This window comes from Mycobacterium sp. DL, from assembly GCF_039729195.1.
Classification (GTDB): Bacteria; Actinomycetota; Actinomycetes; order Mycobacteriales; family Mycobacteriaceae; genus Mycobacterium; species Mycobacterium hippocampi_A.
Genome location: NZ_CP155796.1, coordinates 3148786 through 3163142 on the forward strand (window position 1 = coordinate 3148786; position 14357 = coordinate 3163142).

A 14357-nucleotide genomic window follows, 5' to 3' on the forward strand; every position below is an offset into this window, starting at 1 on the left:
GTCATGGGTCAGCAGCAACCGCTGCGGACTCCGCTGGCAACAGGCAGGAGATCTCCATGGACATCGTTGTTGCTTCTGAATTCCTCGCACGATCGTCGACCATGACGAGCGTCGGTTGGATCGGCTACATCATCATCGGTGCGATCGCCGGATGGATCGCCGGAAAGATCGTCAAGGGCGGCGGTTCCGGCATTCTGATGAACATCGTCATCGGAATCATCGGCGCACTGATCGGTGGTTTCCTGCTCAGCTTCTTCCTCGACACCGCAGGCGGCGGATGGTGGTTCACCCTCTTCACCGCGATCCTGGGCTCGGTGATCCTGTTGTGGATCGTCGGCATGGTGCAGAGGAAGAAGGTCTAGCCGGACCCGTGGGCATCGTGGGTCCGTGACCGGACCGTCGATGCGCGCCTGGCAGGTACACCGGCCCGGCCCGATGGCAGAGCACCCGCTCGTTCGGGCCACCCTTGCTGTTCCGCGGCCGGGACCGGACGAACTGCTCGTGGCCGTGCGTGCCTGCGGCGTGTGTCGCACCGATCTGCATGTCACCGAGGGCGATCTGCCCGTGCACCGCCCCCACGTGGTCCCCGGACACGAAGTCGTGGGGGAGGTGGTCGCGATCGGATCCGACGCAGCCGCCGGGTTCGCGGTGGGTGACCAAGTGGGCATCGCATGGTTGCGCCACACCTGCGGGATGTGCGCGTACTGCGTGCGCGGTCAGGAGAACCTCTGCGCCGAGTCCCGGTACACCGGTTGGGACGCCGACGGCGGCTATGCCGAGTTTGCCACGGTATCTGCTGCTTTCGCGCTCCGTCTGCCCGTCGGCTACTCCGACACCGAGCTTGCACCGCTGCTGTGCGCGGGCATCATCGGATACCGGGCGCTGCTGCGCTCCCAGTTGCCCGCCGGTGGCCGACTCGGCATCTACGGGTTCGGCGGTAGCGCTCATCTCGCCGCACAGGTTGCCCTGGCAGAGGGCGCGGAGGTGCACGTGATGACGCGCGGCGAGAGCGCCCGCGAGCTGGCGCTGTCTCTGGGTGCGGCCTCCGCACAGGGGGCCGACGATCGGCCACCGGTACCGCTGGACTCGGCGATCCTGTTCGCGCCTGTCGGCGATCTGGTGCTGCCCGCCCTCGAATCGCTCGATCGGGGCGGGACCTTGGCGATCGCAGGCATCCATCTCAGCGACATCCCGCCGCTGAACTATCAACGCCATCTGTTCCAGGAGCGACAGCTTCGGTCGGTGACGTCGAACACCCGGGCCGATGCGCAGGCTTTCCTGGACTTCGCGGCACGCCATCGGCTCCAGGTCACAGGGCCCGGTTACCCTCTCGACCGGGCGGACGAGGCACTCGCCGATCTCAGTGCCGGGCGGGTCTCGGGCGCCGCTGTGCTGATCGTGTAGCGGTCAGAGCTCGGCCAGTGCCGCCCCGAGACGCCCCCGGAGGTCTCCCCGCCCGAATCGATAGAGGGGACCGGCCCCGTCCGAGAGCACCAACCTCAACCGGGCCATTCCCAGCACGCCGACCGGCCAGTGCGAATCGAGTCGCCGGGCGGCCCTGTCGATGAGGTCTTCGGCGCCGAGGACGTTCGGGACGTTGAACCAGACCCGGGACGACCACGAACCGCCCGGCTGCTGCGCCTCGCGTATCGCCCGGCGCAGCGACGCCGCGATGGCATGCCGTTCGGTTCTCGAGGCCAGGCGCGCACGGTGGACGGACAGTGCACTGCCGGGTTCTGCGACGACTCCCACCGCGAGCAATCGGTCGTAGTCGCACGCTCGTATCCGGGCAATGAGTCGGGCGATCGGCGACGGCCGGGACTCCGGGGACCGCGCAGGTGCATGACGTGCGATGGCGAGTCGCAGTTCTTCGGGGGTGATGCTGTGATCAGCCATGGTCTGACTCTCCGGGCGACAGTGATAGTGACTGTTTAAAACGTTATACCGGTCATGCATGACCAGTCAACACGATATACCGGTCATGAGTGTTACCCTGTCGAGATGGGTCCTGTACCTCGGCCATGGCCGGGTGACGATGAGACGAAGCCCGCGCCGCCACCGCTACGGCGGATCCAGGCGTTGGTCAACACCGTCGAGCGGCCCGACGGCGCAGACCGACTCGGCAACACCGAGGACGCACGGCCCTGGTTGATTCTCAACGAATTACTGGCACCGACGGCCCACGTGGGCGAACCCGACTTGGCGCTCGTCGTCGACGTCCGCGAGGCGTTGCGGACCTTGCTCGTCGGCAATGCCGGCGGCCCGGCACCAACACCACGCCAGCTCGCCCCGTTGCAGCGGATCGCGGCCGCGGCGGCTGTGCACACCGCCGTCGATGCCGACGGCCGGGTTCAGCTGACAGTTTCCGGCGATGGTGTGCCCGAACGCCTGGCGGCACTGCTGCTGCCGATCCGCGATGCGCAGAAGGACGGAACCTGGTCGCTGCTCAAGGCGTGCGGCAACAACGAGTGCCAGTGGGCGTTCTACGACCTGTCGCGCAATCACGGGGGAACGTGGTGCGACATGTCGTCGTGTGGCAACAAACTCAAGAACCGGGAGTTCCGCGCGCGCAGAGCGAGAGCGCGCAATCGCACCTGATCCGCGTCAGGACAGGTGCCACACCATTGCGGCAGCCAGCGCACCCAGCCCGTTGAGCGACCAGTGCAGAGCGATGGGCGCGATCAAACTTCCGCTGCGACGGCGCAGCCAGGTGAAGACGAAACCGGCTGCGGCGGTTGCCAGTACGGCACCGACCACGCCGACCACGGTGCCGAAGACCCCGCCGCCCAGAATCTTCGTGAAGCCGACGTTGCTCGCGGTCAGCCCCATCGATGTCGCGATGTGCCAGAGTCCGAACAGCAGCGATCCGGCCGCTGCCACACCGCGCCAGCCCCACGCACGGTCGAGTGCTCCGTGCAGAACGCCGCGGAAAGCGAGTTCCTCCGGGATGACGGTCTGCAACGGGATGATGATCATCGACGCGATCAGCGCACCCGACAACGTCGCGTAGTTGTTGTTCAGGAACATCGGTCGCGTCCAGGGCAGCAGGGCGCCGATGGCGATCACCGTCGCGACGAGTGCCACCGCCGCGAGCGCGTAACCGGCACCTGATCTCCAGTGCTCGCGTCCGAGCCCGAGCTCCGTCCAGCCCAATCCCGTCGAGCGGACCAGGACCAGCAGCGCGACGGCCGCCGCGGGCACTGCAACGACGCTCGCCCACGGCGTGGTGAAGTGGGCCAGCACATTGGTCAGCACCAGGACCACAACCACGATCGCGATGTCGGCGTAGATCCGGAAGTGATGCAGCGCGGAGAGCTGAGCAACCAGCGGATGGGGCTCTGCAGCTGCGGCGGCCCCGCTGACGTCAGACATATCCGCTCAAGAGTACCGCCCGCGGCATCCTTGCAGTTCAGCTGTGGTTCACCTCACGGCGGTGCGCCGGTCACTCGTTGTCCCCGCCCGTGTCTGCTGCGCCCGCGGCCTGCCCGGGCGCTACTCCGGCTTCCGCGGCCGCCGGCCACACCCACTCCTTGACCTCGGGTATGTCGTCTCCGTGAGCGCGCGTGTACTCGCGGGCGGCGATTCGCTTGTCGGCCATCTCCTGGCGCAGCGTGGCACACCTCGACCCCAGCGCCGGCACCCGGTCGATGACGTCCATGACCAGGTGATAGCGGTCCAGATCGTTGAGCATCACCATGTCGAACGGCGTCGTCGTGGTGCCCTCCTCCTTGTACCCGCGGACATGCAGATTTCCATGGCCGGTGCGTCGGTAGGTGAGGCGGTGAATGAGCCAGGGGTAACCGTGGTAGGCGAAGACGATCGGTTTGTCGGTCGTGAAGATCATGTCGAACTCCCGGCTCGACAGCCCGTGCGGATGCTCGGTGCTGTCCTGCAGTCGCATCAGATCGACGACGTTGACGAACCGGACCTTCAATTCCGGCAGACGGGTGCGCAGGATGTCGGCGGCTGCCAGCGCCTCCACGGTCGGTACGTCCCCGGCCGCCGCGATCACGACATCGGGATCGGTGCCCAGCACCTCGGTGCCCGCCCATTCCCAGATGCCCAGCCCGCGGGTGCAGTGTGCGATCGCCTGCTCCATGGTCAGGAAATTGGGCGCGGGCTGCTTGCCCGAGACGACGACGTTGACGTACTGCCGCGACCGCAGGCAGTGGTCGTAGGTCGACAGCAGCGTGTTGGCGTCCGGCGGAAGGTACACCCGCACCACGTTGGCGCTCTTGTTGACGACGTGGTCGATGAACCCCGGGTCCTGATGGGAGAACCCGTTGTGATCCTGGCGCCAGACATGGCTCGACAGAAGGTAGTTCAAGCTCGCGATGGGGCGCCGCCATGGGATGTGGTCGGTGACCTTGAGCCATTTGGCGTGCTGGTTGAACATCGAGTCGATGATGTGGATGAACGCCTCGTAGCAGTTGAACAGGCCGTGCCTGCCGGTCAGTAGATAGCCCTCCAGCCAGCCCTGGCACTGATGTTCGGACAGCATCTCCACCACCCGGCCGGCGCGGGCCAGGTGCTCGTCGACCTCGGGTCCGAGAAGTTCGGCGTTCCACTGTTTGTCGGTGGCCTCGAAGACCGCCTGCAACCGGTTGGACGCCGTCTCGTCGGGTCCGAAGATTCGGAAGTTGTCGGGGTTGCGTCTGATCACTTCGGTGAGCCATCCGCCCAGCACCCGGGTGGCCTCGGAGACCGAGGCGCCCGGGGCAGGCACGTCCACCGCGAAGTCCCGGAAGTCCGGCAGCCGCAGGTCCTTGAGCAGCAGACCACCGTTGGTGTGGGGGTTGTCGCTCATCCTGAGCTGACCCTGCGGGGCCAACTCGGCGATATCGGGGAGCAACGTGCCGTCGGCGTCGAACAGTTCGTCGGCCCGGTAGCCGGCAAGCCAGTCGGAGAGCACCTGGAGGTGCTCGGCGGTGTCCCGGGCGTTGGCCAGCGGTACCTGATGTGCGCGCCAGGAACCCGTCGTCTTCTTGCCGTCGATGTAGTCGGGTCCTGTCCAGCCCTTCGGCGTGCGGAACACGATCATCGGCCAGGCAGGTCTGGACTCGTCACCCGCGGCCGCCCGGGCTTTGATCGCCGCGATCTCCTCGAGCACATCGTCGAGCAGTGCTGCAAACCGGCGGTGGGCATCGGCATGATCGGCGGCCGCCTCGTCGGGCACCTCGAAGAAGTACGGATTGTGCCCGTAGCCGATCATCAGGCTTCGCAGCTCATCGGCCGGAATACGCGCCAGCACAGTCGGATTGGCGATCTTGTAGCCGTTGAGGTGAAGGATCGGCAGCACCACACCGTCCGCGACAGGATTCGCCAGCTTGCTGGAATGCCAGCCGGTGGCCAGCGCCCCGGTCTCCGCCTCTCCGTCGCCGATCACGGTGGCCACCAGCAGATCGGGGTTGTCGAAGGCGGCACCGTAGGCGTGCGACAGGGCGTAGCCGAGTTCACCACCCTCGTGGATCGATCCCGGGGTCTCCGGGGCCACATGCGACGGGATGCCGCCGGGAAACGAGAACTGCCGGAACAGTCTGCGCATCCCCTCGGCGTCTTCGGTGATGTCGGGGTAGACCTCGCTGTAGGTGCCGTCGAGATAGGCGTTGGCCACCAGTCCGGGTCCGCCGTGTCCCGGCCCGGTGAGATAGATGGTGGACTGCGACCGCTGCTTGATCGCCCGATTCAGATGGGCGTAGAGGAAGTTCAGGCCGGGCGTGGTGCCCCAGTGCCCCAGCAGACGCGGTTTCACATCCTCCCGGGTCAGGGGAGTCCGCAGCAACGGGTTGTCCAGCAGGTATATCTGCCCGACGGAAAGGTAGTTCGCCGCGCGCCACCATCGGTCGATCTGTCCGACCGCTTCCTCGCTCAGCGGGCTCCGGTCGACGGACTTCCATGCGGTCGAGGCAGTCATGTCTCCATCCAACTCTGCATCGGGGTGTGGTCCAACCCGTACCCGATGGCCCGGACGTTAATCTTCTGCGCATCGTTATGGTGGGCAGTCACCGACGGCGGCAGAAGGGCAGGACGGTGAATGGGTGAGGAACCGTTGCTGGCCGCTGTGCGGGTGCTCGATCTGGCTTCGGGAGCGGGCGACGGCGTCAGCAGGATCCTGGCCGACCTCGGCGCCGAGGTGCTCAAGATCGAACAGCCCGGTGAAAGTTCAGTTCGGCGCGCAGCCCCCAGTGTCGCCGGCGTCGGTATCACGTTCTTGTTGAACAACGCCAACAAGCGCTGCGCGCAACTGGACCCGGATCGCCCGGACGACTGCCGGCGCCTGATCTCGCTGGCGGGCAGTGCCGATATCGTGATCGATTCCGGAACTGTCAGCGGCACAGCGGCATTCGGCACATCGTGCAGGGCCCTGTCCGAGGAGTTCGGACATCTGGTCACCCTGTCGGTCACCGACTTCGGCACTACGGGGCCCCACGCATCCTGGTGTGCCACCGACGCGGTGTTCTATGCGCTGTCGTCGGCTCTGTCACGGACCGGGCCGACATCCGGCACCCCGGTGCTGCCACCCGACGGTGTCGCGTCCGCCACCGCGGCGGTGCAGGCGGCATGGGCGGTGCTGGCGGCGTACTTCCATCGATTGCGCAGCGGCACCGGTGATTTCATCGACTTCTCCCGATTCGAGGCCGTGGTTCAGGCTCTCGACCCGCCCTTCGGATCCGAGGGGCAGGCGGCCGTCGGCCTGCGTGCCACCACGGAACTGTGGCGTGGCCGCCCGCGCAACCAGCAGATCTACCCCATCTTCGAGTGCAGCGACGGCTTCGTCCGGATCTGCCTGCTGTCTGCCCGGCAGTGGCGGGGGATGAGGGCTTGGCTGGGTGAGCCCGCGCAGTTCGCAGGCCCCGAATTCGACACCATCGCCGCACGGTACGCCGCCTCCGGTGAACTCAACGCCGCCATCGCCGAACTGTTCGCACCGGAGACGATGGCCGATCTGGTCACGCAGGGCCAGGCGCGCGGGGTGCCGATCGCGGCAGTGCTGACGCCCACAGAAGCGTTGTCGGCAGAGCACTTTCGCAGCGTGGGAGCGTTGTCCGAGGCCACCCTGGCCCCCGACGTCACGGTGACCGTGCCGGTCGGTCCGCTGGTGGTCGACGGACACCACCACGGGTACCGGCACGCGGCGCCGCCCGCAGGCACCGACGAGCCCGAATGGTCGGTACCCCGGCCGTCACCCTCGCCGGCAGGGGATTCCTGGCACCCGTCGCGCCCGTTCGACGGCATCAGGATCCTCGACCTCGGAGTGATCGTCGCCGGCGGTGAATTGGGCCGGTTGTTCGCCGATCTGGGTGCCGAGGTCATCAAGGTCGAGAGTCCGGTCTATCCCGACGGACTTCGGCAGGCCCCGCCGGGCAGGCCGATGAGCCGATCCTGGGCTCTGACCCACCGCAACGAGTACAGCCTCGGCCTGGATCTGCGGCACCGGTCCGGCGCCGAACTGTTCGGTCGACTGGTCGAGGGCGCCGACGCGGTGTTCGCGAACTTCAAGCCCGGGACGCTGGCCGCGCTGGGGTTCTCCTACGACCGGCTTCGGGCGCTGAACCCCGCCATCGTGCTTGCCGAGAGCAGCGCATTCGGCGATCGCGGGCCGTGGAGTGCACAGATGGGCTACGGCCCACTCGTGCGGGCCTCCACCGGCATCACCCGGTTGTGGACATCCCGCGACGCCGAACCCGACACGTTCTACGACGCGACCACGATCTTTCCGGACCATGTCGTCGGCAGACTCACTGCGATCGCCGCTGTGGGAGCGCTGATCCGTCGCACGCGCACCGGCGCCGGTGCTCACGTGCACATCTCACAGGCCGAAGCCGCCATCAATCAGCTCGCGGGCGCGTATGTGACCGAGTCTGCCGCAGCCGCGGGGATCTCCGTGGTGGGGGACGAGACGATTCACGCGGTCTGCCCGTGCGCCGGCGACGACGAATGGTGCGTCATCTCGATACCGGACGCGCAGCGCGGGACTGTCGCGGGGCTGATGGGTGACACCGACCTGCCCGGGGACCGCGCCGAGGTGATCACTGCACTGTCACGGTGGACAGCGAACCGGGACAAGCACGAGGTCGCGGCTCGACTCCAGGGTCTCGGCGTCGCCGCCGCGCCGATGAATCGGGCGGCCGACGTCGCCGCGGACCCGCAGATCATCTCCAGGCGACTACTCACCGATATGGTGCATCCGCTGCTGGATACACCGATCCCGTCGGAGACCGGCCCGGCACCGTATGTCGGCATACCGCGGTCGGAGTTGCGTCCCGCGCCCATGCCCGGCGAACACACCAGGATGGTCTGCCAGAAGGCCCTCGGGCTCAGCGCCGCACAGATCGACGGGCTGATCGCCGACGGCGCGCTGTTCACCTACGAGAATCAGAGCGAGAAAGGTCTTCCATGACACTGGACCCCAGGACACCGGTGCTCGTCGGCTACGGTCAGATCAATCAGCACACCGAGGATCCCAGCGTCGAACCCATCGACTTGATGGTGCAGGCGGCGCGCGCTGCGGCCGACCCGCGGGTGCTCGAAGCGGTCGACTCGGTGCGCATCGTCAATCTGCTGTCGTGGCGGTACCGTGACCCGGGACTGCTTCTTGCACAACGCATTCGGGCGAACGGGGCGGAGACACGCAACACCGGCGTCGGCGGCAACGTACCCCAGACGCTGGTCAACCTCGCCTGTCTGGACATCCAGCAGGGCCGGGCCGACGTCGTGCTGATCGCCGGCGCGGAGACCTGGCGCACGAGGAGCCGACTCCGCGCCGCCGGGAAGAAGCCGGACTGGACGCAGCAGGACGATTCGGTTCCACTGGCGCCGGGATCCGATGAGGGAGTCCCGATGGCCGGGCCCGCGGAACTCCGCATCAACCTCGATCGACCGGCTTACGTCTACCCGATGTTCGAACAGGCGGTGCGGATCGCCGCCGGTGAGACGCCCGATGACCACCGGCGCCGGATCGGTGAGCTGTGGGCGCAATTCAGCGCGGTCGCCGCAACCAACCCGCATGCCTGGAACCGCGAAGCGCTGACGGCGGAACAGATATGGCAGCCTTCGCCGAGCAACCGGATGATCAGCTGGCCGTACACCAAGCTGATGAACTCCAACAACATGGTCGACCAGGGCGCGGTGCTGGTCCTCGCCTCGGCAGAGAAGGCCACACATCTCCAGATCGCCTCAGATGGTTGGGTTTTCCCGTACGCGGGCGCCGATTCGCATGACACCTATGCGATCGGCGAGCGAGCCGAGTTCCACACCTCACCGGCGATCAGGATCGCCGGTGCGCGGGCCCTGGAGCTCGCCGGAACCACCATCGACGACATCGAGCTCGTCGACGTCTACTCCTGTTTTCCGTCCGCGGTCCAGGTCGCGGCCGGAGAACTCGGATTGCCGGTCGGGGATCCGGGCCGCCCGCTGACCGTCACAGGTGGACTCACCTTCGCGGGCGGACCGTGGAACAACTATGTCAGCCACTCGATCGCCACGATGGCCGAGCAACTCGTCGCGCAACCCGGCACCCGCGGGTTGATCACCGCCAACGGCGGATACCTCACCAAACACAGTTTCGGCGTCTACGGAACCCAACCCCCGGAGCATGAGTTCCGATGGGAGGATGTCCAACCCGCGGTCGACCGGGAACCCACCCGAACCGCGCTGGTGGATTGGTCCGGGGTGGGCACCGTCGAGTCATGGACCACGCCCGTCGACCGGGACGGGCGGCCCGAGAAGGCTTTTCTGGCTGTCCGCACACCCGAGGACGCCCGGGTGCTCGCAGTCATCACCGACGCGGACGGCGCCTCGGCGACCGTGCGTGACGACATCGCGGGTGCGTCGGTCCGGGTTCACCCCGACGGGACGGCCTCGCTCACGTAGCGCTGCCGGTCACAGCAGCCCGAGCGCGGCCACCGCGTCACGTTCGGCGCGCAGTTCGGCGACCGAGGCGTCGATACGGGAGCGGGAGAACGCATTGACGTCCAGGCCCTCGACGATCTCCCAACGTCCACCGACGGAGCGACACGGGAACGAACACACCAGGCCCTCGTCGATGCCGTAGGCGCCGGGGGAGGGTAACGCCACCGAGGTCCAGTCGCCGTCGGGAGTCCCGTGTATCCAGTCGTCGATGTGGTCGATCGCACCGTTGGCCGCTGACGCCGCCGAACTCGCACCGCGTGCCTCGATGATCGCGGTGCCCCGACGCGCGACCGTCGGGATGAAATCATCAGTGAGCCAACGAGTGTCAGCCGCATAGTCAGCTCCGGACCGGCCACCCACGACAGCGTGGAAGACGTCCGGATACTGCGTGGGTGAGTGGTTGCCCCAGATGGTCATCTTGCTGATGTCGGAAACCGGCACATCCGCGTGGCGGGCCATCGCCGCGATCGCGCGGTTGTGGTCCAGGCGGGTCAACGCCGTGAATCGCTCACCGGGAATCTCGGGGGCGTGGGCGGCGGCCACCATCGTGTTGGTGTTGGCCGGGTTACCGACGACCAGCACCCTGACGTCAGCACCGGCTCCGGCGTTGAGCGCCTTTCCCGCGGTGGCGAAGATCTGCGCGTTGGCTTCGAGCAGGTCGGCGCGCTCCATTCCTTTGGTGCGCGGTTTCGCGCCGATCAGCAGGGCGACGTCCACCCCGTCGAATCCTTTGACCGGATCATCAAATACCTCGGTGCCGGCCAGCAGCGGGAACGCACCGTCGTCGAGTTCCATCACCACACCCTCGGCGGCGCGCACCGCACCGGGCAGCTCCAACAACCTCAGCACAACCGGAGTGTCGTGCCCCAACATCGCTCCGGCAGCGATGCGGAACAGGGCGGCGTAGCCGATCTGGCCTGCAGCGCCGGTAACAGCGACGGTGACCGGCGTCGGTGACTGTGCTGACATGGGCCCCACCCTAGGCCGCGACCTTCTCCCGGAGCCGAGTGTCCAGCGAAATCCGCACCAGCGCCGCCGCCAGCCGAGCGCACCCGGTGCCGCCCAGCTCGGCCAGCTTGTCGGCCTCACCCGGCAGGCCGAGCTGCGTCGCGGCGCGGGTGGCCCGCTCGTCGAAGTGCGGGCGCACCCATGTCCAGACGTCCTGAACTTCGCGCAGGAAGATGTCGGCGCCGGTGTCACCGATGCCCTTGAACTCCTTGAGAAGCTTTGTGGCCTGCGCGACGTCGTGGCCGGACCGCGAAGCCAGACTCCGCAGATCTCCGTCGTAGTCGTCCCGAACCGCGGTCGCAATGTCGACCAGACGAGTGGCCGAGCTCTCGTCGTAGCGCGCGTAGCCCGCCCGCCCGAAGGCCTCGATCATCGTCGCGCGGTCGGCCTCGAGCACGGTGGCGGGAGTGCGCAGCTTCTCGGCGAAAAGCTCGTGCGCGGCACGTGTCGCGGTCGTGGCATCGATCGGCTTGCTGGCGAGCATGCACAGCACCAGCAGTTCGAACAGCGGCATCGGCTTGTCGTCGAGCCGGATGCCGGCTTCTTCGGCGTATGTCTCACCGGCAGCCTCGAGGAGGCGGCGGGTGGTGTCCTGATAGCCCATGGCCACCGTCTACCCGGGTGCCGGCGTGCCGAATCGCTACTTCGGGGGCAGGCTCTTGGCGAAACCCACGCCGCGGGTGACCCACGGCAGGAGCTGGCGCTTCGTCGTGATCCCGTCGGCGAGCACGCGCACCCAGCCGCGGGTAGGCCTGCCCGCCATGATCATTGGTTCCACGTATGTCCGGGCCAGCAGCCGCTCGGTCTCCTCCGGTGGCACCCTCACCATGATGCCGCCGGAGGAGCTGACCGCGACCGACATGTTGCCGTTGACGAGGAAGGCCAGGCCGCCGAACATCAGCTTCTCCTCGACGCCCCGTTCGGCGGCGAGCAGTTCCCTGACCCGGTCGGCGAGATCGACGTCGTAGGCCATGGCGCGACGCTACCGCGGCCGCTGTCAGGCCGCGACGAATGCCGCCTCGGTGGCGGGCTCGAGAGCCTGCGCGACGATCTCGGCCACGTCGGTCATCGGCTTCACCTCGAGTGCCGCCAGCACCTCGGCCGGCACGTCGTCGAGATCCGGCTCGTTGCGCTGCGGGATGAAAACGGTTGACAGTCCGGCACGTTGAGCGGCCAGCAACTTCTGTTTCACCCCGCCGATCGGCAGCACCCGGCCGTTCAGCGTGACCTCGCCGGTCATTCCGACGTCGGCACGCACCTGGCGTCCGGTGGCCATCGAGACCAGCGCCGTCACCATCGTCACCCCGGCCGACGGACCGTCCTTGGGCACCGCGCCCGCGGGCACGTGCACGTGGATCTTGCGGTCCAGCGCCTTGGGATCGACACCCAACTGGTCGGCGTGCGCGCGGACGTAGGACAGCGCGATCTGCGCCGACTCCTTCATCACGTCGCCCAGCTGACCGGTCAACTGCAGGCCGGGTTCTCCATCGGTGGCGCCGGCCTCGATGTAGAGGACATCACCACCGAGCCCGGTGACGGCCAGCCCGGTCGCCACACCGGGAACCGCCGTGCGCTCTTCGGAGTCGGGCGTGAAGCGCGGACGGCCCAGGTAACCAACAAGATCCGGCTCGTCGACGGTCAACGGCGCGGGGTCGGCTGCCAGTTTGGTGGTGGCTTTCCGCAGCGCCTTGGCCAGCAGTCGCTCGAACTGCCGCACGCCCGGTTCGCGGGTGTAGTCGGCTGCGATCTTGCGCAGTGCAGCGTCGGTGACCGTGACCTCGTCGGGGGTCAGGGCCGCGCGTTCGGCCTGCCGGGGGAGCAGGTAGTCACGGGCGATGGCGACCTTGTCGTCTTCGGTGTAACCGTCGATCTGCACCAGCTCCATGCGGTCCAGAAGCGCCGACGGGATGTTCTCGATCACGTTGGCCGTGGCCAGGAACACCACATCGGACAGATCCAGATCGAGATCGAGGTAGTGATCACGGAAGGTGTGGTTCTGCGCGGGGTCCAGCACCTCGAGCAGCGCCGCGCTCGGATCACCGCGGTAGTCGGAGCCCACCTTGTCGATCTCGTCCAGCAGCACAACCGGATTCATCGATCCTGCTTCGCCGATGGCCCGCACGATCCGGCCCGGTAGTGCACCGACGTAGGTGCGCCGGTGGCCACGGATCTCGGCCTCGTCGCGCACCCCACCGAGGGCGACACGGACGAACTTCCGGCCCAGCGCGCGGGCCACGGATTCACCGAGCGAGGTTTTGCCGACGCCCGGAGGGCCTGCGAGCACCATGACTGCGCCGGAGCCGCGGCCACCGACCACGGCCATGCCCCGCTGCGCGCGCCGGGCCCGCACAGCGAGGTATTCGACGATGCGATCCTTCACGTCCTCCAAGCCGTGGTGGTCGGCGTCGAGGATCTCCCGGGCCGATTTCAGGTCCGTCGAGTCCTCCGTCGTCGTATTCCACGGCAGGTCCAGGACCGTGTCGAGCCACGTGCGGATCCAACCGCCCTCGGGGCTCTGGTCGCTCGAGCGTTCCAGCTTCCCGACCTCCCGCAACGCGGCCTCGCGCACGTTGTCGGGCAGATCGGCGGCTTCGATCCGGGACCGGTAGTCGTCGGAGCCGTCGGGCTCGCCTTCGCCCAGCTCCTTACGGATCGCCGCGAGCTGCTGACGCAGCAGGAACTCTTTCTGCTGCTTGTCCATCCCGGAGCGGACGTCCTCGGCGATCTTGTCGTTCACCTCGACCTCGGCCAGGTGCTCGCTGGTCCAGTCGATGAGCGCACGCAGCCGCGCCTGCACATCCTCGGTCTCCAGCAGTTGCCTCTTCTGGACGTCGGTGAGGTACGCGGCGTAACCCGCCGTGTCCGCCAGCGCCGACGGATCGGTGATCTTGTTGACCACGTCCACGATCTGCCATGCCTCGCGCCGCTGCAGCATTGCCAGCAGCAGCTTCTTGTACTCCGCGGCGGACGCTACGGTCTCCTCGGTGGCCTCGGCTGTCTCGGCGACCTCTTCCACCGAGACCCACAGCGCCGCACCGGGGCCGGTGGTCCCGGAGCCGATGTGCGCGCGCTTCTCGCCGCGTACGACTGCGGCGGCCCCGCCGCCGGGCACCCGTCCGACCTGGACGATCGAGGCGAGGACGCCATAGGTGGGGTAACGATCGGCAAGGCGCGGTGCGATCAGCAACTTCCCACTGTCGCTTGCCTGAGCCGCGTCGACGGCCGCGCGGGCGGCGTCATCGAGTTCGATCGGCACCACCATTCCCGGCAACACGATCGGTTCGCTGATGAACAAGACCGGCACTGATGTGGCTTCAGCCATGAATCCTCCAAAGTTGAATCTGATGCGCTCAACCCTGGCCGCGGCCCGATTGTTCCCCGGAGCGCTCCGCACGCCCCCATATCGCCGAGAGCAGAACGGTGGAATAGCCGATCCC

Annotated in this window: 12 protein-coding genes; 5 read left to right on the forward strand and 7 right to left on the reverse strand. The window is 67.5% G+C overall.

The features are described 5' to 3' along the window. Positions 1-56: 56 nt before the first annotated feature. Both ABDC78_RS14925 and ABDC78_RS14930 read left to right on the forward strand, forming a co-directional pair. Positions 57-362, forward strand: a complete 306-nt coding sequence (locus tag ABDC78_RS14925; protein WP_178356879.1) for a GlsB/YeaQ/YmgE family stress response membrane protein — start codon at positions 57-59, stop codon at positions 360-362. A 40-nt stretch (positions 363-402) separates the two neighbouring features. After that, entirely contained in the window at positions 403-1404 is a 1002-nt protein-coding gene (locus ABDC78_RS14930; RefSeq protein ID WP_178356885.1) for a zinc-binding alcohol dehydrogenase family protein, read from the forward strand. Between the two features lie 3 nt (positions 1405-1407). On the opposite strand, the gene ABDC78_RS14935 is transcribed toward ABDC78_RS14930, so the two are convergent. After that, positions 1408-1896 carry a hypothetical protein gene (locus tag ABDC78_RS14935; protein ID WP_178356878.1) on the reverse strand — a complete coding sequence of 163 codons (489 nt, stop codon included), beginning with the start codon at positions 1894-1896 and terminating at the stop codon, positions 1408-1410. Positions 1897-2001: 105 nt separating this feature from the next. Between ABDC78_RS14935 and ABDC78_RS14940 the strand changes: the two genes are divergently transcribed. Continuing rightward, positions 2002-2598, forward strand: coding sequence for a CGNR zinc finger domain-containing protein (locus tag ABDC78_RS14940; RefSeq protein ID WP_178356877.1), 597 nt, complete (start codon positions 2002-2004; stop codon positions 2596-2598). Positions 2599-2604: 6 nt separating this feature from the next. Here ABDC78_RS14940 and ABDC78_RS14945 read toward each other — a convergent pair whose 3' ends face one another. Together ABDC78_RS14945 and ABDC78_RS14950 are read right to left on the reverse strand one after the other, a co-directional pair. After that, entirely contained in the window at positions 2605-3372 is a 768-nt protein-coding gene (locus tag ABDC78_RS14945; RefSeq protein WP_178356876.1) for a CPBP family intramembrane glutamic endopeptidase, read from the reverse strand. A gap of 70 nt (positions 3373-3442) precedes the next feature. Then, positions 3443-5914, reverse strand: coding sequence for a phosphoketolase family protein (locus ABDC78_RS14950; RefSeq protein WP_178356875.1), 2472 nt, complete (start codon positions 5912-5914; stop codon positions 3443-3445). A gap of 120 nt (positions 5915-6034) precedes the next feature. Here ABDC78_RS14950 and ABDC78_RS14955 point away from each other — a divergent pair, with 120 nt between their 5' ends. Further along, the gene (locus ABDC78_RS14955; RefSeq protein ID WP_178356874.1) at positions 6035-8401 is read left to right on the forward strand and encodes a CoA transferase; all 2367 of its coding nucleotides are present in this window, start codon (positions 6035-6037) and stop codon (positions 8399-8401) included. Then, positions 8398-9873, forward strand: coding sequence for an acetyl-CoA acetyltransferase (locus ABDC78_RS14960; RefSeq protein ID WP_178356873.1), 1476 nt, complete (start codon positions 8398-8400; stop codon positions 9871-9873). The genes ABDC78_RS14955 and ABDC78_RS14960 overlap by 4 nt, the downstream gene beginning before the upstream one ends. Positions 9874-9882: 9 nt before the next feature. On the opposite strand, the gene ABDC78_RS14965 is transcribed toward ABDC78_RS14960, so the two are convergent. Genes ABDC78_RS14965 through lon form a run of 4 tightly spaced genes read right to left on the reverse strand, consistent with a single transcriptional unit; the run spans position 9883 to position 14242 of the window. Next, positions 9883-10881: a malate dehydrogenase gene (locus tag ABDC78_RS14965; protein WP_178356872.1), complete on the reverse strand. Its 999-nt coding sequence runs from the start codon at positions 10879-10881 to the stop codon at positions 9883-9885. Positions 10882-10891: 10 nt separating this feature from the next. Beyond that, a complete protein-coding gene (locus ABDC78_RS14970) occupies positions 10892-11524 on the reverse strand; it encodes an endonuclease (RefSeq protein WP_178356871.1) in 633 nt (210 codons plus the stop codon). 36 nt (positions 11525-11560) lie between these two features. Continuing rightward, positions 11561-11893 carry a TfoX/Sxy family protein gene (locus ABDC78_RS14975; RefSeq protein WP_178356870.1) on the reverse strand — a complete coding sequence of 111 codons (333 nt, stop codon included), beginning with the start codon at positions 11891-11893 and terminating at the stop codon, positions 11561-11563. Positions 11894-11917: 24 nt separating this feature from the next. Continuing rightward, positions 11918-14242, reverse strand: a complete 2325-nt coding sequence (gene lon, locus ABDC78_RS14980) for an endopeptidase La (RefSeq protein WP_178356869.1) — start codon at positions 14240-14242, stop codon at positions 11918-11920. Positions 14243-14357: the final 115 nt, after the last annotated feature.

What these genes read in the sequence shown, in the direction of transcription:
- ABDC78_RS14955 (WP_178356874.1), top strand. Translation starts at nt 6,035, where the DNA reads ATGGGTGAGGAACCGTTGCTGGCCGCTGTGCGGGTGCTCGATCTGGCT.
- ABDC78_RS14945 (WP_178356876.1), bottom strand. Translation starts at nt 3,372, where the DNA reads ATGTCTGACGTCAGCGGGGCCGCCGCAGCTGCAGAGCCCCATCCGCTG.
- ABDC78_RS14975 (WP_178356870.1), bottom strand. Translation starts at nt 11,893, where the DNA reads ATGGCCTACGACGTCGATCTCGCCGACCGGGTCAGGGAACTGCTCGCC.
- ABDC78_RS14940 (WP_178356877.1), top strand. Translation starts at nt 2,002, where the DNA reads ATGGGTCCTGTACCTCGGCCATGGCCGGGTGACGATGAGACGAAGCCC.
- ABDC78_RS14930 (WP_178356885.1), top strand. Translation starts at nt 403, where the DNA reads ATGCGCGCCTGGCAGGTACACCGGCCCGGCCCGATGGCAGAGCACCCG.
- ABDC78_RS14950 (WP_178356875.1), bottom strand. Translation starts at nt 5,914, where the DNA reads ATGACTGCCTCGACCGCATGGAAGTCCGTCGACCGGAGCCCGCTGAGC.
- lon (WP_178356869.1), bottom strand. Translation starts at nt 14,242, where the DNA reads ATGGCTGAAGCCACATCAGTGCCGGTCTTGTTCATCAGCGAACCGATC.
- ABDC78_RS14935 (WP_178356878.1), bottom strand. Translation starts at nt 1,896, where the DNA reads ATGGCTGATCACAGCATCACCCCCGAAGAACTGCGACTCGCCATCGCA.
- ABDC78_RS14925 (WP_178356879.1), top strand. Translation starts at nt 57, where the DNA reads ATGGACATCGTTGTTGCTTCTGAATTCCTCGCACGATCGTCGACCATG.
- ABDC78_RS14970 (WP_178356871.1), bottom strand. Translation starts at nt 11,524, where the DNA reads ATGGGCTATCAGGACACCACCCGCCGCCTCCTCGAGGCTGCCGGTGAG.
- ABDC78_RS14965 (WP_178356872.1), bottom strand. Translation starts at nt 10,881, where the DNA reads ATGTCAGCACAGTCACCGACGCCGGTCACCGTCGCTGTTACCGGCGCT.
- ABDC78_RS14960 (WP_178356873.1), top strand. Translation starts at nt 8,398, where the DNA reads ATGACACTGGACCCCAGGACACCGGTGCTCGTCGGCTACGGTCAGATC.